This window comes from Pseudomonas sp. 05N432, from assembly GCF_056396945.1.
In genome coordinates, this window is record NZ_JBFTMM010000019.1 from 188,570 (window position 1) to 208,187 (window position 19,618).

General features: G+C 60.1%; 18 protein-coding genes and 1 pseudogene. 10 read left to right on the forward strand and 9 right to left on the reverse strand.

Annotated elements, in window-relative coordinates; genetic code table 11:
* Positions 1-57: 57 nt before the first annotated feature.
* Positions 58-264 carry a hypothetical protein gene (locus AC1DHT_RS22040; RefSeq protein WP_427536145.1) on the reverse strand — a complete coding sequence of 69 codons (207 nt, stop codon included), beginning with the start codon at positions 262-264 and terminating at the stop codon, positions 58-60.
* An 81-nt stretch (positions 265-345) separates the two neighbouring features.
* Positions 346-1,194 carry a formyltetrahydrofolate deformylase gene (purU, locus tag AC1DHT_RS22045; protein ID WP_427536147.1) on the reverse strand — a complete coding sequence of 283 codons (849 nt, stop codon included), beginning with the start codon at positions 1,192-1,194 and terminating at the stop codon, positions 346-348.
* Positions 1,195-1,534: 340 nt separating this feature from the next.
* Between purU and mvaT the strand changes: the two genes are divergently transcribed.
* A complete protein-coding gene (gene mvaT, locus AC1DHT_RS22050) occupies positions 1,535-1,909 on the forward strand; it encodes a histone-like nucleoid-structuring protein MvaT (protein WP_005790963.1) in 375 nt (124 codons plus the stop codon).
* A 100-nt stretch (positions 1,910-2,009) separates the two neighbouring features.
* Here mvaT and sbcB read toward each other — a convergent pair whose 3' ends face one another.
* The gene (sbcB, locus tag AC1DHT_RS22055) at positions 2,010-3,437 is read right to left on the reverse strand and encodes an exodeoxyribonuclease I (RefSeq protein ID WP_427536149.1); all 1,428 of its coding nucleotides are present in this window, start codon (positions 3,435-3,437) and stop codon (positions 2,010-2,012) included.
* Between the two features lie 174 nt (positions 3,438-3,611).
* Here sbcB and AC1DHT_RS22060 point away from each other — a divergent pair, with 174 nt between their 5' ends.
* From AC1DHT_RS22060 to AC1DHT_RS22090, 7 genes are all read left to right on the forward strand, one after another.
* Positions 3,612-4,337: an RDD family protein gene (locus tag AC1DHT_RS22060; protein WP_427531721.1), complete on the forward strand. Its 726-nt coding sequence runs from the start codon at positions 3,612-3,614 to the stop codon at positions 4,335-4,337.
* Positions 4,334-5,314, forward strand: coding sequence for a stage II sporulation protein M (locus tag AC1DHT_RS22065; protein WP_442114427.1), 981 nt, complete (start codon positions 4,334-4,336; stop codon positions 5,312-5,314). The genes AC1DHT_RS22060 and AC1DHT_RS22065 overlap by 4 nt, the downstream gene beginning before the upstream one ends.
* On the forward strand, positions 5,301-6,839 hold the full coding sequence (locus tag AC1DHT_RS22070; RefSeq protein WP_427536153.1) for a DUF4129 domain-containing protein: 1,539 nt from the start codon (positions 5,301-5,303) through the stop codon (positions 6,837-6,839). The genes AC1DHT_RS22065 and AC1DHT_RS22070 overlap by 14 nt, the downstream gene beginning before the upstream one ends.
* Positions 6,836-7,993 carry a DUF4350 domain-containing protein gene (locus AC1DHT_RS22075; RefSeq protein ID WP_427536155.1) on the forward strand — a complete coding sequence of 386 codons (1,158 nt, stop codon included), beginning with the start codon at positions 6,836-6,838 and terminating at the stop codon, positions 7,991-7,993. The genes AC1DHT_RS22070 and AC1DHT_RS22075 overlap by 4 nt, the downstream gene beginning before the upstream one ends.
* Positions 7,990-8,991, forward strand: coding sequence for an AAA family ATPase (locus AC1DHT_RS22080; protein ID WP_427531736.1), 1,002 nt, complete (start codon positions 7,990-7,992; stop codon positions 8,989-8,991). Before AC1DHT_RS22075 ends, AC1DHT_RS22080 begins: the two co-directional genes overlap by 4 nt.
* Positions 8,992-9,201: 210 nt before the next feature.
* Complete coding sequence (locus AC1DHT_RS22085; RefSeq protein ID WP_427536157.1) at positions 9,202-10,533, forward strand: DUF58 domain-containing protein; 1,332 nt, start codon at positions 9,202-9,204, stop codon at positions 10,531-10,533.
* A 341-nt stretch (positions 10,534-10,874) separates the two neighbouring features.
* A complete protein-coding gene (locus tag AC1DHT_RS22090) occupies positions 10,875-11,264 on the forward strand; it encodes a DUF6124 family protein (RefSeq protein ID WP_123584189.1) in 390 nt (129 codons plus the stop codon).
* 377 nt (positions 11,265-11,641) lie between these two features.
* Here AC1DHT_RS22090 and AC1DHT_RS22095 read toward each other — a convergent pair whose 3' ends face one another.
* Together AC1DHT_RS22095 and AC1DHT_RS22100 are read right to left on the reverse strand one after the other, a co-directional pair.
* Positions 11,642-12,001 (reverse strand): PilZ domain-containing protein, encoded by a 360-nt coding sequence (locus AC1DHT_RS22095; protein WP_427536315.1) that lies wholly within the window; start codon positions 11,999-12,001, stop codon positions 11,642-11,644.
* 429 nt (positions 12,002-12,430) lie between these two features.
* On the reverse strand, positions 12,431-12,805 hold the full coding sequence (locus AC1DHT_RS22100) for a tetratricopeptide repeat protein (protein WP_427531747.1): 375 nt from the start codon (positions 12,803-12,805) through the stop codon (positions 12,431-12,433).
* A gap of 175 nt (positions 12,806-12,980) precedes the next feature.
* Here AC1DHT_RS22100 and pyk point away from each other — a divergent pair, with 175 nt between their 5' ends.
* On the forward strand, positions 12,981-14,432 hold the full coding sequence (pyk, locus tag AC1DHT_RS22105; protein WP_427536159.1) for a pyruvate kinase: 1,452 nt from the start codon (positions 12,981-12,983) through the stop codon (positions 14,430-14,432).
* A 209-nt stretch (positions 14,433-14,641) separates the two neighbouring features.
* Here the strand turns inward: pyk and AC1DHT_RS22110 are convergent.
* Positions 14,642-14,755 (reverse strand): annotated as a pseudogene (locus AC1DHT_RS22110) (enoyl-CoA hydratase); the annotation flags it as partial.
* 166 nt (positions 14,756-14,921) lie between these two features.
* Between AC1DHT_RS22110 and AC1DHT_RS22115 the strand changes: the two are divergent.
* Positions 14,922-16,238, forward strand: a complete 1,317-nt coding sequence (locus AC1DHT_RS22115; protein ID WP_427536161.1) for a hypothetical protein — start codon at positions 14,922-14,924, stop codon at positions 16,236-16,238.
* A gap of 240 nt (positions 16,239-16,478) precedes the next feature.
* On the opposite strand, the gene AC1DHT_RS22120 is transcribed toward AC1DHT_RS22115, so the two are convergent.
* From AC1DHT_RS22120 to AC1DHT_RS22130, 3 genes are read right to left on the reverse strand one after another with little or no spacing between them, the layout of a single operon-like run.
* The gene (locus tag AC1DHT_RS22120) at positions 16,479-17,228 is read right to left on the reverse strand and encodes an enoyl-CoA hydratase (RefSeq protein ID WP_427536163.1); all 750 of its coding nucleotides are present in this window, start codon (positions 17,226-17,228) and stop codon (positions 16,479-16,481) included.
* A gap of 28 nt (positions 17,229-17,256) precedes the next feature.
* On the reverse strand, positions 17,257-18,192 hold the full coding sequence (locus tag AC1DHT_RS22125; RefSeq protein ID WP_427536165.1) for an iron-sulfur-binding ferredoxin reductase: 936 nt from the start codon (positions 18,190-18,192) through the stop codon (positions 17,257-17,259).
* A complete protein-coding gene (locus AC1DHT_RS22130) occupies positions 18,185-19,291 on the reverse strand; it encodes a GGDEF domain-containing protein (RefSeq protein WP_427536167.1) in 1,107 nt (368 codons plus the stop codon). Before AC1DHT_RS22130 ends, AC1DHT_RS22125 begins: the two co-directional genes overlap by 8 nt.
* Positions 19,292-19,618: the final 327 nt, after the last annotated feature.

Below are 19,618 nucleotides of genomic sequence, written 5' to 3' on the forward strand. Positions count from 1 at the left end.
GAGGCAGGATTTACGGCCGCTGCGCAGCCGAACGCCGCCTCGCGGGCTCGACAGCTGCTACAGGTTATGTGTTGCGCTCGGAATCTTTTCAGGGCTCGCAGTTTCATCGTCAGCGTCTGGCTTCAACTGCTCCCACAATTGCGCGGCACCGGGAAACTCCGTGCCGTCTTCAGGGCTCAGCTCATCCGGGTCGTACCGACTCAGGCACCCCTCGCCCAACGTCGCGGGGGCTTTGGATGTTGCCTTATCCAGTGGATCAGCCATCTTCCTTACCTCATGCTGAAAAAAAGGGCCTGAAGCGATTGAACGCTCAGGCCCTGTTTTTTTTCAATCAGTACCGATCAATCAGAACACCACGGTCTTGTTGCCATGCACCAGCACGCGGTCTTCCAGGTGATAGCGCAGGCCGCGGGCCAGCACCATCTTCTCGACGTCACGGCCGAAACGCACCATGTCTTCAATACTGTCGCTGTGGCTCACGCGCACCACGTCCTGCTCGATGATCGGACCGGCGTCCAGCTCTTCGGTCACGTAGTGGCAGGTCGCGCCAATCAGCTTCACGCCACGCATCGACGCCTGGTGGTACGGCTTGGCACCGACGAACGATGGCAGGAAGCTGTGGTGAATGTTGATCACCTTGTGGGCGTACTCGGTGCACAGTTCCGGCGGCAGGATCTGCATGTAACGCGCCAGCACCACCACTTCGGCGTCGTGCTGTTTGACCAGGCGCGACACTTCGGAAAATGCCGGCTCTTTGTCCTGCGGGTCCACCGGCACATGATAATAAGGAATGCCATGCCACTCGACCATGCTACGCAGGTCGTCATGGTTGGAAATCACGCAGGAGATTTCGCAGTCCAGCTCGTCGCTGTGCCAGCGGTGCAGCAAGTCAGCCAGGCAGTGGGATTCGCGGCTGGCCATCAATACCACGCGTTTTTTCTGCGCGGTGTCGGTGATGCGCCAGTCCATCGAGAACTCTTCGGCGATCGGTGCAAAGGCCTCACGAAACGCCTCAAGGCCGAACGGCAGCGAATCGGCACGAATTTCGTGACGCATGAAGAACCAGCCACTGAGCGTGTCCGAGTGATGGCTCGCTTCAGTGATCCAGCCATTGTGTGACGCCAGAAAGTTACTGACTTTAGCAACGATACCGACGCGGTCCGGGCAAGCAATCACTAGCCGAAAAGTGCGCATGGGGGGAAAACTCCAGAACTTCGCAAAGGCCGCTATTCTAGCGATTGCGCAGCAAAACTGCAGTATTCCTGACACCAAGCCCGGTAATGCACGGCCTCGCCCTACCGATTGGCGGCCTCTGAACGCTCAACAATGTTCTATTGGCGAAATACGCAAGCGGGCTTTTGTGAGTATCTGTGATGAAACCCTGACAAGTTTTAACAGCGGCATGAGGCTTTTTTCGCTGAGCACTCTAATTAAATTAAATAAAAGCCGGCTTAAATGTTTACTTGATGAAACACCCTGACTATTATTGCGCCACTGTACCCTGTCATCCAGCGCCCAACATAAGGTAGTCCTCATGTCCTTGATCAACGAATACCGTGCCACCGAAGAAGCTATCAAAGAGCTGCAAGCCCGTTTGAAGAACCTGTCCCAAGACGACAAACTGCAAACCGAGCTGGAATTCGAAGGCAAACTGCGTACCCTGATGGGCGAATACTCCAAGTCCCTGCGCGACATCATCGCCCTGCTGGATCCAGAGTCCAAAGTTAAAGCGCCACGCGGCGCTGTAAAAACTACCGGCACCAAGCGCGCTCGCAAGGTTAAACAATACAAGAACCCGCACAACGGCGAAGTCATCGAAACCAAAGGTGGCAACCACAAGACTCTGAAAGAGTGGAAAGCCAAGTGGGGCGGTGACGTGGTTGAAGGCTGGGCTACCCTGCTGGGCTAAGCCGCAACCCGCTTCGCAGGTTCATTTGCGAGCACCCAAAAACGCCAGCGTCCGCTGGCGTTTTTTTATGCCCCGCCTTCAGGTATTTGTACAGCTTGTTTCAAAGCTCCAAACGCTTGCGTAATGAGTCGACATACTCGCGCCACTCGTCCAGTACCTGTTGCTGAATCGCTGTAGCACTAAGCGAGCATTGCGCCATTGCCTCATTAAACCCCTGCAAGGTATTCGGCGCGCCCCATCCGGCGTCTGACAAACGTTGCTGACAGAATAATCTCCAGCGCTCGTGCTTCTCGTGACTCAAGGTCTCGGGAAAGTTACGCGCACGATAACGAAATAATAATTCCGGCAAACGTTCATCATCGAACGGCCATTGCTCTTGCGCTAATTGCATCGGGTCCGCATGTCGGACTTGTTCGCATAAACGCCGGTCCCGATCGCCAATGAAGCCGTCGTATAACTGTTGTTCAGGGTCCTCGCTTGGCGTGAAATCCTCGTGGGCATAAATGGCCAGAACTTTATCTCGCCATACTTCTTGTGCGTCACTTAGACGCAGTGCGCGCGCTTCATACTGCGCCATGTCCAGTTGCAGTCGTTGCCGGTCTTCGGCGCGCAACACCGACAACGGTGCCACCACCGGGCAACGGTTGATGTGAATCAGTTTGAGCGGCACCGGTAATTCGCCTTCGGCCAGATCCTCGTGGCGGGTGTACAAACGCTGACGCGAGGTCTCGGCGTCCTGGTCGAGTAGCCCCTGCGGGTCGAGATGCAGGTCGCAGACAATCAGTGCGTTGCGATTGCGCGGGTGCCAGGCCAACGGCAAGACCACCCCGACATAGCTGCGAGCTGCCGAGAAACGCCCCGAGATATGCACCATCGGTTGCAACAGGCGGATCTGATCCATGACCTTCTGCTTGCTGCGCAGCTTGAACAGCCAGTCGTAGAGTTTTGGCTGCTTGTCGCGGATCAACCGCGCCAGGGCAATCGTCGCGCGCACATCGGACAACGCATCGTGAGCCTGGCCATGGTCGATGCCATTGGCGGCAGTCAGGCGTTCGAGTTTCAACGTGACGCGACCGTCCTCTTCAGGCCAGATGATACCGTCCGGGCGCAACGCGTACGCCGCGCGCACCACATCGATCAGATCCCAGCGACTGTTGCCGCCCTGCCACTCCCGCGCATACGGATCAAAGAAATTCCGGTACAGGCTGTAACGGGTCATTTCATCATCGAAGCGCAAGGTGTTGTAACCGGCACCACAGGTTCCGGGGGCTGCTAGCTGCGCATGAACCCGGGTCATGAAGTCGGCCTCACTCAGGCCTTGCTCGGCCAGGCGGCTGGGAGTGATGCCGGTAATCATGCACGCCGCCGGGTGAGGCAGGATGTCGTCACTCGGCTGGCAGTAGAGATTGACCGGTTCGTCGATCTCGTTGAGGTCGAGGTCAGTGCGAATCCCGGCCACTTGCAGCGGACGGTCGCAGCGCGGTGAGATGCCAGTGGTTTCGTAGTCGTACCAGAAGATGGAGGTCACGGGGCGTTCCTGAACTTGAGACGGGCGAAGTCTAGGCGCTCAAGCGCGGCGCCGACCAGCAATCTTGCTATTCAAGCATTTCTCGCCGATACCTTGTCATACATAGTTATGTCGTTAGCGCTGCGAAGGCTGCTAGCATCGAATCAGTATTGAATCCCAACCATCAGGTTGATCATGCGCAAAACTTCAGCACTGCCAAGGATAGCAACGCTGCCCCCGCCACTGGACACGCGGTATCAGGTTGAAACGCCGGAAGGCATCGACCTGCCGCTGCGACCGGCCGGGTTGATGCCCCGTGTGCTGGCGTTTGCCATTGACCTTGGGGTGCGCGGGCTGGTGCTGGGCTTACTGTTTATTGTCCTGGCCTTGCTGGGGAGCGTCGGCATCGGGCTGGGCTCGGTGCTGCTGTTTCTGGTCAGTTGGTGGTACATGGTGCTGTTCGAGGTCCTCAACCAGGGCCGCTCGCCGGGTAAACAGCTGATGGGGCTGCGCGTCGTGCATGACGATGGAACGCCCGTTGGCTGGCCGGCCTCGCTGATCCGCAACCTGCTGCGGTTCGTCGACATGCTGCCCTTCGGCTACAGCCTCGGTGCCATCAGTTGCCTGCAGCATCCGACCTTCAAACGGCTGGGCGATATTGCGGCCGGCACACTGGTGATCTACCGCGAACAAGTGGTCACCCGACCACAGATCCCGCAGGCGCCGGCACTGCACCCGCCCTTTGCGCTGACCCTCAATGAGCAACGCGCGGTGCTGGGTTTCGCCGAGCGTCAGGCGGAACTCTCCAGCGAACGGGTCAATGAACTGGCCAGCATCCTCGCCGAGCCGCTCCACGTTTCACCGTCCCACGCGGTTGCCGAACTCAATGGCATCGCGCGCGGTTTACTGGGGCCGGCATGAAGCAGAGACTTTTCGAAAATCGCCATCGGACCGAATGGGATCAATTTGCCCAACGGCTCGATTCGCTCGAACGCGGCAAAGCCAATGTCGAGGATTGCACCACGTTCCCCAAGGATTACCGGCGGTTGTGCCAGCACCTCGCGCTGGCACAGGAACGCGGCTACAGCAGCTACCTGATCGACCCTTTGCAACAGTTGGTACTGCGCGGGCACCAACAGCTTTACCGGCATCGTGGCCGGGTCGGCGCCCATCTGCTGGCCTTTGTCCTCGCCGGTTTCCCTCGACTGGTCCGTGAGCAATGGCCTTTCGTGCTGGCTTCAAGCCTGCTGTTTTTCGGCTCGCTGGTGGGCATCGGTTTGCTGGTGTACCTGCACCCCGAGCTGATCTACAGCCTGGTCCCGGCCGAACAGGTTGCCGAGATACAAGGCATGTATGACCCGGCAGCCGGTCACCTGGGGCGCCTGGGTGAACGCGCAGCCAGCGATGACTGGGTCATGTTCGGTTACTACATCATGCACAACATCGGCATCGCCTTTCAGACCTATGCCAGCGGTTTGCTGTTTGGCCTGGGCAGCGTGTTTTTCCTGTTCTTCAACGGTTTGATGATCGGTGCGGTTGCCGGTCACCTGACGCACATCGGCTATGGCGAAAACTTCTGGTCGTTCGTCGTCGGCCATGGTGCCTTCGAACTCAGCGCCATCGCCCTGGCCGGTGCGGCTGGCCTGCAACTGGGCTGGGCGCTGATCGCCCCCGGCCGCTTGCCACGCGGTGAAGCCCTGCGCCTGGCGGCTCATAAAAGCGTCTTGATGATCTGCGGTGTCATGCTGTTTCTACTGCTTGCTGCGTTCATCGAGGCCTATTGGTCATCCCGCAGCGGGCTTGCCCCGCTGGTCAAATACCTGGTGGGCGCAGCCCTCTGGTTAGTGATGGCGACTTACCTGATCGTTGCCGGACGTACACGCCATGCGCCTGAGTGACGCCAGCGTGGTCATTCGCCCTCGTACCTCCTGGGAAGCCATGGACCTCGGCGTTCTGCTGAGCCAGCAACATCGCCGTCTGCTGATGGCCAGTTGGGCGATTGTCACGCTGCCGGTGTTTGCCCTGCTGACCCTGTTGCTGTGGGACTCGCCCTCAACGGCCGTGCTGCTGTTCTGGTGGTTGAAACCGGCGTTCGAACGGTTGCCGCTGTACATCCTCTCGAGCGCCCTGTTCGGCGAAACCCCGACCTTGAGGCAAGCGCTGCGCCAATGGCCGCGACTGCTCAAACCGCAGCTGCTGGCCAGCCTGACATGGCGGCGCTTTGACCTGAGTCGCAGTTTCATCATGCCGGTCGTGCAGCTTGAAGCGCTCAGCGGTCTGGCACGCCAGCAGCGCCTGGCCGTGCTACAACAACGCGATCGCGGCGCAGCACGCTGGCTGACGCTGATTGGTGCACATCTGGAAGCCGCCCTGTGGATCGGCCTGATGGTGCTGTTCTATCTTTTGCTGCCCACGCAAATCAAACTGAACTGGAACTGGCAAACGCTGATCGCCACCGCAGAGCAAGACTGGCTTTGGCTGGACCACCTGATCAATGCGCTCTACGCGCTGATCCTGATCCTGTGGGAACCGATCTACGTCGCCTGCGGTTTCAGCCTGTACCTGAACCGTCGTACCCGACTCGAAGCCTGGGATATCGAACTGGTGTTCCGCCGTCTGCGCCAGCGCCTGAGCAGCGTCGCCGCCTGCCTGCTGATGCTCGGACTACTGTGGTTGCCCACCACGCAGCCACTCTGGGCCGCCGAACCCGCCGACGCACCCGACAGCCCGCGCCTGCTCCAGCAACCGCTGACCAGCCAGGCCGCCAGTAACCGCATCAAGGCCATACTCGACACACCACCGTTCAAGAACCCGCAGACCGTTACCCACTATCGTTTTGGTAAAGACACGCCCGATCAACCTGCCGACACGGAAACACCGGGTTGGCTCAAAGCGTTTTTCGCACTGTTCGACAGCCAGCGCTTCGCCGGCCTGGCGCAGGTCATCGAGGTGCTGCTGTGGGCGAGCGTCATCGGCGCCCTTACGCTGCTGATCTGGCGCTATCGCGGCGGGTTGCGGACCTTGGTCAGCCGCCGTCCAAAACAGCACCAAACGCCCGCACACCCGGCGCCGACCCAGCTGTTCGGCCTTGATCTCGGCCGGGAAACCCTGCCGGACGATATCGCCGCCAGTGTCGAAAGCCTCTGGCCGACCCAGCCCCGCGAAGCCCTCGGGTTGCTCTACCGGGCCTTGCTCAGCCGTTTGCTGCACGACTTCAACCTCCCGCTGAAAACCGCCGACACCGAGGGCCAGGTGCTGGAACGGGTCCAACAGCTACAGGAACCGGCTCTGCAAACCTTCAGCAGCACATTGACGGTGCACTGGCAGAACATGGCCTATGGGCATCGCTTGCCACCGGCGCACCTGCAACAGGAACTGTGTGATGGCTGGCGGGCGTTGTTCGGCCCGGGAGCTTCGCGTTGAATCGGCGCCTGATCCCTGGCCTGCTGATTGCCGGGCTGCTCGCTGCATTGGCTGTTTATCTGTACCAGCAGGCCACGCCCTATCAGGAAGTCATCGACCACGGTCCTTCCCCGGAAGCCCGAGCCAACCCGTACCTGGCGGCCGAACACTTTTTGCGCCAACAAGGGCTGACCGTGACTCACGCCAACAGCCTCGACATCCTGCCGTATCTGGAACCGCATCAGCAGAGCCTGTTACTGCTCGGTGATCGCACCAACATGACCCCGCGCCAGGCCGATCAGGTGCTGAACTGGACCCGGGCCGGTGGACGTTTGCTGTTTGTGGCCGAAGCCTTGTGGAATGAAAAAACCGGCAAGAGCGGCGACCTGCTGCTCGACCGGGTGCAACTGCATCAATCCATGAGCAAGGACCTCAAGGCCCCGCCGCCTGATGCCGAGCCTGATCCGTACCCGAACCTGACCAAACTCTATCTCGAAGACGAAGACGCTCCGGCCTACGCCAGCTTCGATCCGCAGTACCATCTTGAAGACCCGAAAAACCTCGCGCAGTCGTGGGCCAACAGCGCGTTGGCCACTCACATGATGCAACTCGGTTATGGCCACGGTTCCATCACCGTGGTCACCGACGCCGAACTGTGGAAGAACCCGAACATCGGCCAATACGACAATGCCTGGCTGCTCTGGTACCTGTATTCGGACACCGGCGTGACCTTGCTCTTCAATATCGATCACGACAACCTGCTGACCTTGCTGCTGCGTTATTTCCCGCAGGCATTGGTGGCGCTCGTCGCGTTGATCGGCCTGTGGATCTGGCATGCCGGGTTACGTCAGGGCCCCATGCAGGCTCCAGCCTCCAAAGCCCGCCGACAACTACAGGAACACTTGCGGGCCAGTGCAGACTTCATGCTGCGGCGCAACGGTCAGCACAGCCTGCTGCTGGCGCTGCAACACGATGTGCTGCGCCGCGCCCGACACCGTCACCCAGGCTTCGAACAACTCGGCGTTGCCGAACAATGGCAGGTGCTCGCGCGCCTGACCGGCCAACCGACCCGCGCCATCAGCCAGGCACTTGGCCCGCGGCCCGAACAGCAGTTGTCCCGCGCTGAGTTCAGCCGTCTGGTCGCCCACCTGCAAACCCTCAGGAATGCCTTATGAATGACTCCATCGAACCTGCCGGCCAGACCCATGCCGCCCAACAGCGCCAGCGCGCCAGCCAACTGGCGCAAGCCGTGCGCCTTGAATTGCAAAAGGCCGTCATCGGCCAGGACGTGGTCATTGACGATGTGCTCAGCGCACTGATTGCTGGCGGACATGTGCTGCTCGAAGGCGTTCCAGGGTTGGGCAAGACCTTGCTGGTACGCGCCCTCGCCCGCTGCTTCGGTGGCGAGTATGCGCGCATTCAGTTCACCCCGGACCTGATGCCCAGCGACGTCACCGGGCATGCGGTGTACGACCTGCAAACCGAGCAGTTCAAACTGCGCAAAGGCCCGTTGTTCACCAACCTGCTGCTGGCCGACGAAATCAACCGCGCACCGGCGAAAACCCAGGCCGCGCTGCTCGAAGCCATGCAGGAGCGCCAGGTCACCCTTGAAGGCCGCGCCCTGCCCATCGCGCAACCGTTCATGGTGCTGGCGACGCAAAACCCCATCGAACAGGAAGGTACTTACCCCTTGCCCGAAGCGGAGCTCGACCGATTCATGCTCAAGGTGCGCATGGACTACCCCGATGCTGCTCAGGAGCTGAACATGGTCCGTCAGGTCAGCCGCTCGACCCGCGCCGACATGCTCGATGTGCAACCGCTGCGCACCGTCCTGCAAGCCAAGGATGTACTGGCCTTGCAACGGATCGCCAGTGACCTGCCGCTGGATGAACAGGTGCTGGACTACGCCGTACGCCTGGCGCGCACCACCCGCAACTGGCCCGGCCTGACCCTCGGCGCCGGCCCACGGGCGACGATTGCCCTGGTGCGGGTCGCACGGGCACGGGCGCTGCTGCGCGGTGGCGAATTCGTGATTCCGGATGACATCAAAGGCTGCGCGCTGGCCGTGTTGCGCCATCGCGTGCGCATCGCCCCGGAGCTGGACATCGAAGGGCTGGAGGTCGATCAGGTGCTCAGGCAACTGCTCGATCAGGTTCCGGCGCCAAGGATATGAGTATCGCGATCTTGCTGTCACCGCCCCCTGTGGCGAGGGAGCTTGCTCCCGCTCGAGCGCGAAGCGGTCGCAATCAAGCTAATGCGCAATGCCTGAAAAAATGCGCTGGCCGGTTTCAGGACTGCTACGCAGCCCAGCGGGAGCAAGCTCCCTCGCCACAATGGGTAGGTCTTGCAAACAGGTGGGCCGCCCTTTGAAGAATCCCATGCCATGAAACCCACCCGCCTCTTGCTGATCTGGCTCGTCGCCCTGCTGGGCCTGAGCATCGCGCTCGGCACATTAAGGGCGCTGGGTTTCAGCGTTGCACCGAGCCTGTTGTCGATCAACTGGGGCTTGCTGCTGGCGCTTCTAATGCTGGCGCTGCTCGATGCCGTACGGCTCATGCGTCTGCCGTCGCCCCGCGTGCAACGTCAGATGCCCGGCAGCCTCGCGCTCGGACGCTGGAGTGAAGTCCATGTGGAGATTGCGCACGACTATTCGCAGCCACTGAACGTGCAACTGTTCGACCACGTCCCCGACGGCCTGAGTTTCGAACACCTGCCGCAATCGGTCGAACTGCAACCCGGCCAGCACAGCCTGACCAACTATCGCCTGCGTCCTCTGCGGCGCGGCCATTTCAGCTTCGAGCGCTGCGAAATCAACCTGCCCAGCCCCTTCGGCTTATGGTCCGCCCGGCGCTACCTGAACGTCACCGACAGCACCCGCGTCTACCCGGATTTCGCCCGTCTGTACGGCGCGCAGTTGCTGGCCGTCGACAACTGGCTGAGCCAGCTCGGCGTGCGCCAGCGGCAACGGCGCGGGCTGGGTCTGGAATTTCATCAACTGCGCGAATTTCGCGAAGGCGACAGCCTGCGCCAGATCGACTGGAAAGCCACCGCCCGCCAGCGCACACCGATTGCCCGGGAGTACCAGGACGAGCGCGACCAGCAGATCATCTTCCTGCTCGATTGCGGCCGTCACATGCGCAGCCAGGACGGTGAACTGGCGCATTTCGACCATGCGCTCAATGCCTGCCTGCTGCTCAGCTACGTGGCGTTACGTCAGGGTGACGCCGTCGGCCTGAGTACTTTTGCCAACGAACACCCGCGCTACCTCGCCCCGGTCAAAGGCACCGGCCAGCTCAACGTGCTGCTCAACACTGTTTATGACCTCGACAGCAGCCAACGCCCGGCCGACTACCAGGCCGCCGCCAGCCAATTGCTGGCCCGGCAGAAACGTCGGGCGTTGGTGGTGCTGATCACCAACCTGCGTGATGAAGACGATGAAGAACTACTGAGCGCCGTCAAACGCCTGGGCAAACAGCATCGTGTACTGGTCGCCAGTTTGCGCGAAGAGGTACTCGACACGGTGCGCCAAACACCGGTGCAAACCCTGGACGAAGCGCTCGCCTATTGCGGCACGGTGGATTATTTAAACGCCAGAGCCGAACTCCATGAGCGGTTGAGCGCCCATGGAGTACCAGTGCTGGATGTGCGGCCCAGTGAACTGGGCGCGGAGTTGGTGACGCGGTATTTGAGCTGGAAAAAAGCCGGAGTGCTCTAAAAAACTCACCACAATCACATCACCGGCCTGAGGCTACAAATCCTTGCGCCGCAGCCTACAGATCCGCCAGAATCCGCCGGCTTGTGCACCTTGGCCCTGGCTTCTACTGTTCTCGTGTCGCTGCCCATCAGCGATCGGGTTTAGTCGCTCGGACGTTGTACGAAGGTGTACTGCACACCAAATGCTCAGGTATTCCCTATCCCTGAACGTTATGGTGGCTGTGCGCAGGGCGCCCTCGGGCGCGCCGGTTTTCGTACTCCGTCCGGTCGACTAACCTGCGTTCAGCCGCCACCCTTCGTTTAGTCGCGAGGCGGTGGCAGCTCCACCACGGAGTAATAAACATGTTCAAAGCCACACCGAATCCCCCCGAATACGACAACGTCTCCCCCTACGATTCCCCCGACTCGAAAAAGCTCCACGCCGCCGCGCACAAGGCGCTGGACCACTACCTCAAACCCGGCACCGGTAACCCGCGTGACTATGAACGGCGCTCGCTGAAATTCTTCGCCGTGCTCCCCGACATCAACAACGAAGCCTTGATGGCCTACACCTACGAGACGTTCTGCTCGGTGAGCACATTGATCCTCGACCTGTCCGACGACCTGGAAGACAAGCACCGCAACCTGGCGCTGGCGATCCATCAATTGACCGAGCACGGGTTGTTGCTGGTGGAGAAGGCGCTGGATAACGAGTACCCGATCCAGCCGATCGAGTATGGGTTGCAGTTGTAAGCATCTTGGGTGGAGGCTGGCTTCCCGGCCTCCACCCAAAACCTTGAAACACGGCGCAAAACACGCCCGCAAAAACCTTGAAACACGGCGCAAGGCACATCCGCAAAACCTTGAAACTCGGCGCAAAACACGCCCGTAAAACCTTGAAACTCGGCGCGAGGTACATCCGTAGCAGCTGTCGAGCCTGCGAGGCAGCGTTCGGCTCGGTCCGCGCTCGGGCGAAGCAGTCGTAAAATCAGGCGGCGTGTTTGTTCTGGAAACCGCGTACACAGGATTTACGAGGACTGCGTCCGAACGCGGCCCGCCTCGAACGCAGCCTCGCAGGCTCGGCAGCTGCTACGGGCCTGTGTTTTTGGCAGTGAAGGTGCGAAGAAGGATCAGGCCGAAGCCGGCACCGGGTAAAAACTGAAGTACTGGTGCAAGGCACTCACCAGTTGCCCGTATTCAGGCGGTGCGCGTTGCACCTCGAAACCGGCGTCGTAATGGTGGGGGGTGACGTCTTCACGACACCACAGGCAACGGGCACGCAAGTCGATGACCTGCACACTACCTTCGCTGGCCGGGATTTTCAGGCGCAGGTCGAACGCTGCGCCGACCATCATCGGTAATGGGCAAATCAGCATCAGGCCATCATCGGAGACATTGCCGATAAAGCCGACAGGCTTGTCGGTGATGCTGTTGAACACTCTCAGAAAATACGGCAGTTGATGCCGCTCGATACGGCGGTCAGTGAACAGGCTGTTTATCACGATTAAGCCCCTTGAGCAGGGTCGTACTCATACTTCGGAACGTACCTGCCAGACAGGAGCGCTCTCCCCGATTCCGTTGCCGGTCACAGGTATCAACATGGTTTAGGTTGAACATTCTAAAACACGCTAATCGAAGATTAGCTCAAGGCGGGCACACGCCCAGCCTTTAAATGTCCGGGTATCGACACATTTTTCTGCTCTACCCCCTGTAGCAGCTGCCGAGCCTGCGAGGCTGCGTTCGAGGCGGGCCGCGTTCGGACGCAGTCCTCGCCAACCCTGCGTACGCGGTTTTCCAGAACAAACGCGCCGCCTGATTTTACGACTGCTTCGCAGCCGGACGCCGCCTCGCGGGCTCGACAGCTGCTACGAAGGTGTCCTGCAGCGTACTTCAATGTTTGCTTCAAATTAAAAGCCGCATTACAAAGGCGCGGGAATGGCTTTGGCGCTGCTGCGCGGCGGATACCAACCCAGCGACTGCAAGGTTTCCAGGCGCGCGCGGGCACGGTACGCGTACTCGTTGTCCGGGTACTGGGCGATGATGAACTGATAAGTCTGGGCCGCATCGACATAGAGCTTCTGACGTTCCAGGCACTGACCGCGCAGCATCGACACTTCCGGCTGTACATAACGCCGCGCCCGGCTATTGCGATCGACCTGGGACAATTCGAGCATCGCGTCCTCGCAATTGCCTCGGTCATAAGCGCGGTAGGCGTTGTTCAAATGATGGTCCATCGACCAACGGGTGCAACCCGTGGCACTGAGGGCAAGGGCGGCAATGAGCACGAATCGCATGGGGGTTCTCCTGTCTTGTGCTCTGTATCGACCCGTTGGTGAAAATCTTCAGGATTGTTCGTTTAAAGAAACAAACGAATAACAAAGCGCTTCACAAAAAGTAGTGCAAACGAACAATGACTACAGCATCGGACCATAGTAGCCTCACTCAGCGCTTGAACTCAGGAGTCTTTGCATGTCCGTCCGTCGTACCAAAATCGTCGCTACCCTTGGCCCGGCCAGTAACTCGCCGGAAGTTCTCGAACAGCTGATTCTGGCTGGCCTGGACGTCGCCCGCTTGAACTTCTCCCACGGCACCCCCGACGAGCACAAGGCTCGCGCCAAGCTGGTGCGCGACCTCGCCGCCAAGCACGGCCGCTTTGTCGCCCTGCTGGGTGACCTGCAAGGCCCGAAAATTCGTATCGCCAAGTTCGCCAACAAGCGCATCGAGCTGAAGATCGGTGATCAATTCACCTTCTCCACCAGCCATCCGCTGACCGAAGGCAACCAGCAAGTGGTCGGCATCGACTACCCGGACCTGGTCAAGGATTGCGGCGTGGGCGACGAGTTGCTGCTCGACGACGGTCGCGTGGTGATGCGCGTCGATACCGCCACCGCTACCGAACTGCATTGCACCGTGACCATCGGCGGCCCGTTGTCGGACCACAAAGGCATCAACCGTCGCGGTGGTGGCCTGACGGCCCCGGCCCTGACTGAAAAAGACAAGGCCGACATCAAGCTCGCTGCCGAAATGGAAGTCGACTACCTCGCCGTGTCTTTCCCGCGCGATGCCGCCGACATGGAATACGCCCGCCAACTGCGCGACGAAGCCGGCGGTACTGCCTGGCTGGTGGCGAAGATCGAGCGTGCCGAAGCCGTGGCCGATGACGAAACCCTCGACGGCCTGATCAAGGCCTCGGACGCCGTGATGGTCGCCCGTGGTGACCTCGGCGTGGAAATCGGCGACGCCGAGCTGGTGGGGATTCAGAAGAAGATCATCCTGCACGCACGCCGTCACAACAAAGCGGTGATCGTCGCGACCCAGATGATGGAGTCGATGATCCTGAACCCGATGCCGACCCGCGCTGAAGTGTCCGACGTGGCCAACGCCGTGCTCGACTACACCGACGCCGTGATGCTCTCGGCAGAAAGCGCCGCCGGCCAATACCCGCTCGAAGCGGTCCAGGCCATGGCGCGGATTTGCATCGGCGCTGAAAAGCACCCGACCAGCAAAACCTCCAGCCACCGTATCGGTAAAGTCTTCGAAAGCTGTGACCAGAGCATCGCCCTGGCCGCCATGTACACGGCCAACCACTTCCCGGGCGTGAAGGCGATCATCGCCTTAACCGAAAGTGGCTACACGCCGTTGATCATGTCGCGCATTCGTTCGTCGGTGCCGATCTACGCGTTCTCCCCGCACCGCGAAACCCAGGCCCGCGCGGCCCTGTTCCGTGGCGTCTACACCGTACCGTTCGACCCGGCATCGCTGCCGCCTGAACAAGTCAGCCAGGCTGCGATCGACGAGTTGCTCAAACTCGGTGTGGTCGAGAAAGGCGACTGGGTCATCCTGACCAAGGGCGACAGCTACCACACCATCGGTGGCACCAACGGCATGAAGATCCTGCACGTTGGCGACAAGATGGTCTGAGTCACCGACCGTTGAAACGCAAAAGCCCTGCCATGTGAATGGCGGGGCTTTTTGTTTTCCAATCTGGCAGTTGCGGTGCCTGCACTACCGCTATCGCGAGCAGGCTCGCTCCCACATTTGATCGGAGGTGTTCACACATTTTGTGTCCACCACAAATCCCCTGTGGGAGCGAGCCTGCTCGCGATAGCGTCAGCCCAGTCAACAAAGATTCAGGACCTGTTGATAACCCCCGACAACACCGCAATCGCTTCCGGCGAACGCAGCCGCTGGACATACAGGCTGCCCTCCTCCTCGATCACAGTGCACAACCGCTGACGATCCAACACCCCACCTGTCAGGTTTGACAGTAGACGCCCTTGCGTTCAGCCCCTTTAATCGTTTCCGTCCACTGCTGCTATCGCTGTCATCAAGGCTACTCGCGCTTGGCTGTTGCAGCTCGTCATTGGAAGTTTTCTACGGATAACCCTCTCCGATTAAAGGATTAGAACGATGAGCCAGTACACAGAGTTGACCGCTCGAGCCGCCGATGGTCTAGACCCGGAATTTGGTGAAAACAAAGACGGTAAAGTCATTCTGCGTTTTCCCGGTGCACGAGATACTTCAGGCGAATGTATTGCCGAATATGAGGGCAATATCTACGTTGGCGGCGGCGTCGACGCCAACGTCGACGGCTTTGACATCTTCCATCAGCTAGGTGTCGCCTGCCTGCATAAAGATGGAACTTTAAATAGGGCATTCGGCAAGGATGGATTTGTAGTCGTGCGTTTTGGCCCCACGCAAGACACCCATCTGCGCCAGATCCTTTTTCCCACCGTCGGGGGTGAACCCAGAATCCTGCTGTCCGGTATCGATACGAAAAAGGGTGACGTTGTGCTCGCTCGCCTTCATCTCGACGGGCGTTTGGATAGGGCGTTTTGCGTGGACGGTCAGCTGACGGTCAAACTGCCTGAAATCCTTGCCAAAGACCTTGGACTGGATTTTACACCGCAGGCGACCACCAGCATGGACGCCTCGGGGCCTTGCACGGTGGCGGATGGGAAAATCTATGTGGTCATGCGAATGTACATGCCGATCTGGATTGCCCAGGTCGCGCTACTGATCCGCCTCAACAGTGACGGCTCGTTTGACACCACCTTCAACAACACCGGTTATGTCGCCGTTACCAATCAACACTGGGGCAATAGCACCATCGAGGACATTTTGGTGCATAACGGAAAAATCACGGTGTGCGGAACATTGGCAGGTCATGGCATGGTGGCTCGTGTGAATGAGGATGGTTCTTTCGACCAAGCCTTCGCCGACAAAGGTTTCAAACTGTTCGAGAACCCCAGTCTCGCGCTCAGAAAGCTTGTCCAGTATTCCGAAGGCGCTGTTCTTGCAGCCGGTTCGGCGTCGTCTCCGTCACAGGGCGTGCTGGCTTGCGTCAACGACCAAGGTGAACTTGTACCAACATTCAATGACGGTAAGGTACTGTTTCAATCCCTCGAAAAACATGTCGGTTTTTGGGATGTTGGACTGTTTGCCGGGAAAATCATCGCGTCCGGGAGATTGGCACAGGAAAACGGTAGCCCTTCATTTTTGGTAGTTCGCTATCACCTAAACGGCATGCTGGATGAGGGCTTTGGCCACGAAGGGAAAGGCTGGAACGCCACCCAATTCGAGAACCAATACACCGTCGCACACCGCATGACCTTACAAGCTGACGGGAATGTGCTGATCGTGGGCGATTGGGCAAACGGTCTCAGCCCTGCTGCGCTACTTGCCCGCTTCCTGAACCCCGCAGCCTCGCCGGCACCAACGGCATGAAGATCCTGCACGTTGGCGACAAGAGGGTCTGAGTCACCGACCGTTGAAACGCAAAAGCCCCGTCATGTGAATGGCGGGGCTTTTTGGTTTCCAATCTGGCAGTTGCGGTGCCTGCGCTACCGCTATCGCGAGCAGGCTCGCTCCCACAGTTGATCTGTGGTGTTCACAGATGTTGTATTCAACCCTTAACTCTGTGGGAGCGAGCCTGCTCGCGATAGCTTCGGCCCAGCCAACAACGATTCAGGATCTGTTGATAAACCCCGACAACGCCGCAATCGCTTCCGGCGAGCGCAACCGCTGGACAAACAGGTTGCCCTCCTCCTCGATCACTTTGCGCAGTTGCTCGCGGTCCGGGGCTTTCATCAGCTGTTTGCTGATGCGCACCGCTTCGGGCGCCAGTGTTTCGAAGCGCAATGCCATCTCGCGCGCCTTGGCCAGTGCAGCCTCACCTGTGGGCAACGCTTGGGTCGCGATGCCCCAGGCGGCGGCTTGTTCACCATTGAAACCTTCGCCCAGCAGCAACAGTTCGGCGGCTTTGGCCTGCCCGAGCAAGCGCGGCAGGATCAGGCTGGAACCGAACTCCGGGCACAGCCCGAGGTTGACGAACGGCATGCGCAACTTCGCATCCGCGCTGATGTACACCAGGTCGCAATGCAGCAGCAAGGTGGTGCCAATGCCCACCGCAGCGCCAGCCACGCCCGCGATCACCGGTTTGCGGCATTCCAGCAGGTTGCGCATGAACTGGAACACCGGGCTGGCGAGGTCGCTCGGCGGTTCTTCAAGGAAATCAGCAATGTCGTTGCCCGCGGTAAAGCATTCACGGGTGCCGGTGATCAGTATGGCGTTGATCTCGGGGTCGGCGTCGGCCTGTAGCAAGGCGTCCGCCAACTGGCTGTACATCGCGCGGGTCAGGGCGTTTTTCTTGTCCGGGCGGTTGAGGCGCAAGGTCAGCAGCCCGCGCTCACGTTCCAGCAGGATGGCGTTCGTCATGGTGAGTCTCGTGAAAGTGATTTCGCGTTCAACCCCGCGGCACGAAAACATCGGCCAGCAGTTGATTGCGCGGCAGCCCTGCCAGGTACAGGCGTCGGGCAAAGGCGTCGACGCTGTCGGGGTGCCCGCAGAGTAAAGCCAGGGTTTGCCGGGAAACAAGGCGCAATTGCGCCAAAGCCACGGTCAGCTCAGCCGCCGTCAACAGCTCGACGCTAAGGTTGGGACGCTGTGCCGCCAGCGCCGCCAAGGGTTTGGCCAGGTAATGCTCGCTGGCATCATGGGCCAGGTGAATCACCCGGATGGGACCTTGATGATCCTGGCGCAACGCCTCACGCAAGACACCGAACAACGGCGCCAATCCGGTGCCGGCCGCCAGCAGCCACAGCGGTTGGGTTTGCCAGTCGGGGTCGTAATGCAGCGCACCGCCGCGCAACTCGCCCAGGCGAATCGGGTCACCGATTTTCAGCAAGCGTGCCGCATCGCTGAATGCGCCCGGCAAGCGGCAGTCGAGGTGAAACTCCAGAAAGCGATCTTCCTGCGGCAGGCTGGCCAGCGAATACGGCCGTGCCACGTTGCCGGCCCACAGCACCAGATGCTGCCCGGCCTGATAACGCAACGGACGCTCGGGCTGCAAGCGCAGGCGCAACACGCTGGGGCTTAACCAATCGGCAGCCTCAACGGTGGCCGGCAAGCCGTCGCGCAGCGGATCGAACACCGCCACCTGCAGGTCATCGACGACCTCGCACTGACAGGCCAGCCGCCAACCTCGCTCACGTTGCTCGGCACTCAGCGCATCGGGACGGCGGTCGCTCACCTCGCCTTTGAGGCACTGCACCAGACACGCGTGGCAACTGCCGGCGCGGCAGCTGTAAGGCACGTGCATGCCGTTCTGGTTCAGCGCGTCGAGCAGGTTGCTGCCCGCAGCCACCGACCACTGAAGTTCGCCCACCCTTAGATCAGGCATCGGCGTTTTCCCAGGCGGCGGCGCAGCGATTGCGACCGTCACGCTTGGCGCGATACAGCGCCTGATCGGCACGCTGCAAGGCGCCATCCAGATCGTCGCCCGACTCAAGCAAGGTCATGCCGGCGGACAGGCTCAGGTCCTGCACCTGCAGACCGACCAGTTCGACCTCGGTAAAGGCAATGCGCAGCCGCTCGCAGCAAGAGGTCAGGCGCTCGGGATCACAATCGGGTAGCAACAACACAAACTCCTCACCGCCATAACGCGCCAGTACATCGTCTTCACGCAGGCAGGCGGTGGCGACACCGGCGAACGCCTGCAACACCTGATCGCCGGCCGCATGGCCATACCTGTCATTGATACGTTTGAAATAGTCGAGGTCAATCAGTGCCAGGCCATGCACCACGCCCTCTTCCATGCTGCGCAGTTCGCGCGAGGCCAGGCGTAGAAAATGCCGGCGGTTGAACAGCCCGGTGAGTTCGTCGGTGGTCGCAAGGTCTTCGAGTTGGCGCATCATCCCGCGCAAGGTGTCTTGATGCGCTTGCAAGGCAAACCGCCGCTTGCGCATGCGTTGGCGCGAGGTCTGAACGTAGCTGGCATACAGCGTCAGCCAGACCAGCACGATAAACAACACGCAGACTTGCAGCGCCGCCAGCACCGGGTCGACCAGTTCAAGGTGATAGCCTTCCCAGAGGTTAAGGCCCGCGAAGCTGAAAAAGACCAAGGCCGCACATCGGATGAACGCCCGGCGCGGCAGATGGAACAGGCCGAATAACAGAATCAGCAGGTAGAACACCAGGAAGGCGCCGCGAGCCGAGTCCAGATGAGCGATCAGCCAGGTCTGCCAGCCCAGCCCCAGCAGCACTTGAACTTCGGTCAGGCTCGGGTCGGCAAAGCGCAGATTGCGCCCGGAGGAAAACACCGCGAACAGCACCGACTGGCTGAGTATCACCAGCAGCGTGCCGATCACCGCACCGCGCACCGGCCCTTGATAGTGACCGCTGAGAATCGCCAGCCACAGCAGCAATAACGCCAGCGCATAGGTGCCCGTCGCCAGAATAAAGCGCTTGAGCAACAGACTCTGGATAGCGTTATGGGTCAATCGTTGGCTCACCGTGCGAAGGGGGCTGATAACAGTGTCCTACCCTGAAATGCCGGATGCCACTTTAGTGTTGCACCTCAAGAATGACCATTCAATTTTAAGGTGATACATCACCCACTTCGTAGCAGCCTTTGGCAGCTGCTACATGATTGTGTGAAGCTTTCGTCTCTTGCCATGTTCCTGTTCATGCGACCAAGGTTTGACTGCCGGCGGGTGTGCCCGGCTTCGAGGCGCGTTATACTGCCGCGCCTTTTTAGCGTCGCGCCAGCAACCCCGGCGTGCCTTGTAAAGGTGTTTGCAGCCGACCGATGCACCCCAACTGCAAGC

Coding starts and splice junctions, on each gene's coding strand:
- AC1DHT_RS22040 (WP_427536145.1), bottom strand. CDS start 264: ATGGCTGATCCACTGGATAAGGCAACATCCAAAGCCCCCGCGACGTTG.
- purU (WP_427536147.1), bottom strand. CDS start 1,194: ATGCGCACTTTTCGGCTAGTGATTGCTTGCCCGGACCGCGTCGGTATC.
- mvaT (WP_005790963.1), top strand. CDS start 1,535: ATGTCCTTGATCAACGAATACCGTGCCACCGAAGAAGCTATCAAAGAG.
- AC1DHT_RS22060 (WP_427531721.1), top strand. CDS start 3,612: ATGCGCAAAACTTCAGCACTGCCAAGGATAGCAACGCTGCCCCCGCCA.
- AC1DHT_RS22065 (WP_442114427.1), top strand. CDS start 4,334: ATGAAGCAGAGACTTTTCGAAAATCGCCATCGGACCGAATGGGATCAA.
- AC1DHT_RS22070 (WP_427536153.1), top strand. CDS start 5,301: ATGCGCCTGAGTGACGCCAGCGTGGTCATTCGCCCTCGTACCTCCTGG.
- AC1DHT_RS22080 (WP_427531736.1), top strand. CDS start 7,990: ATGAATGACTCCATCGAACCTGCCGGCCAGACCCATGCCGCCCAACAG.
- AC1DHT_RS22085 (WP_427536157.1), top strand. CDS start 9,202: ATGAAACCCACCCGCCTCTTGCTGATCTGGCTCGTCGCCCTGCTGGGC.
- AC1DHT_RS22090 (WP_123584189.1), top strand. CDS start 10,875: ATGTTCAAAGCCACACCGAATCCCCCCGAATACGACAACGTCTCCCCC.
- AC1DHT_RS22100 (WP_427531747.1), bottom strand. CDS start 12,805: ATGCGATTCGTGCTCATTGCCGCCCTTGCCCTCAGTGCCACGGGTTGC.
- pyk (WP_427536159.1), top strand. CDS start 12,981: ATGTCCGTCCGTCGTACCAAAATCGTCGCTACCCTTGGCCCGGCCAGT.
- AC1DHT_RS22115 (WP_427536161.1), top strand. CDS start 14,922: ATGAGCCAGTACACAGAGTTGACCGCTCGAGCCGCCGATGGTCTAGAC.
- AC1DHT_RS22120 (WP_427536163.1), bottom strand. CDS start 17,228: ATGACGAACGCCATCCTGCTGGAACGTGAGCGCGGGCTGCTGACCTTG.
- AC1DHT_RS22125 (WP_427536165.1), bottom strand. CDS start 18,192: ATGCCTGATCTAAGGGTGGGCGAACTTCAGTGGTCGGTGGCTGCGGGC.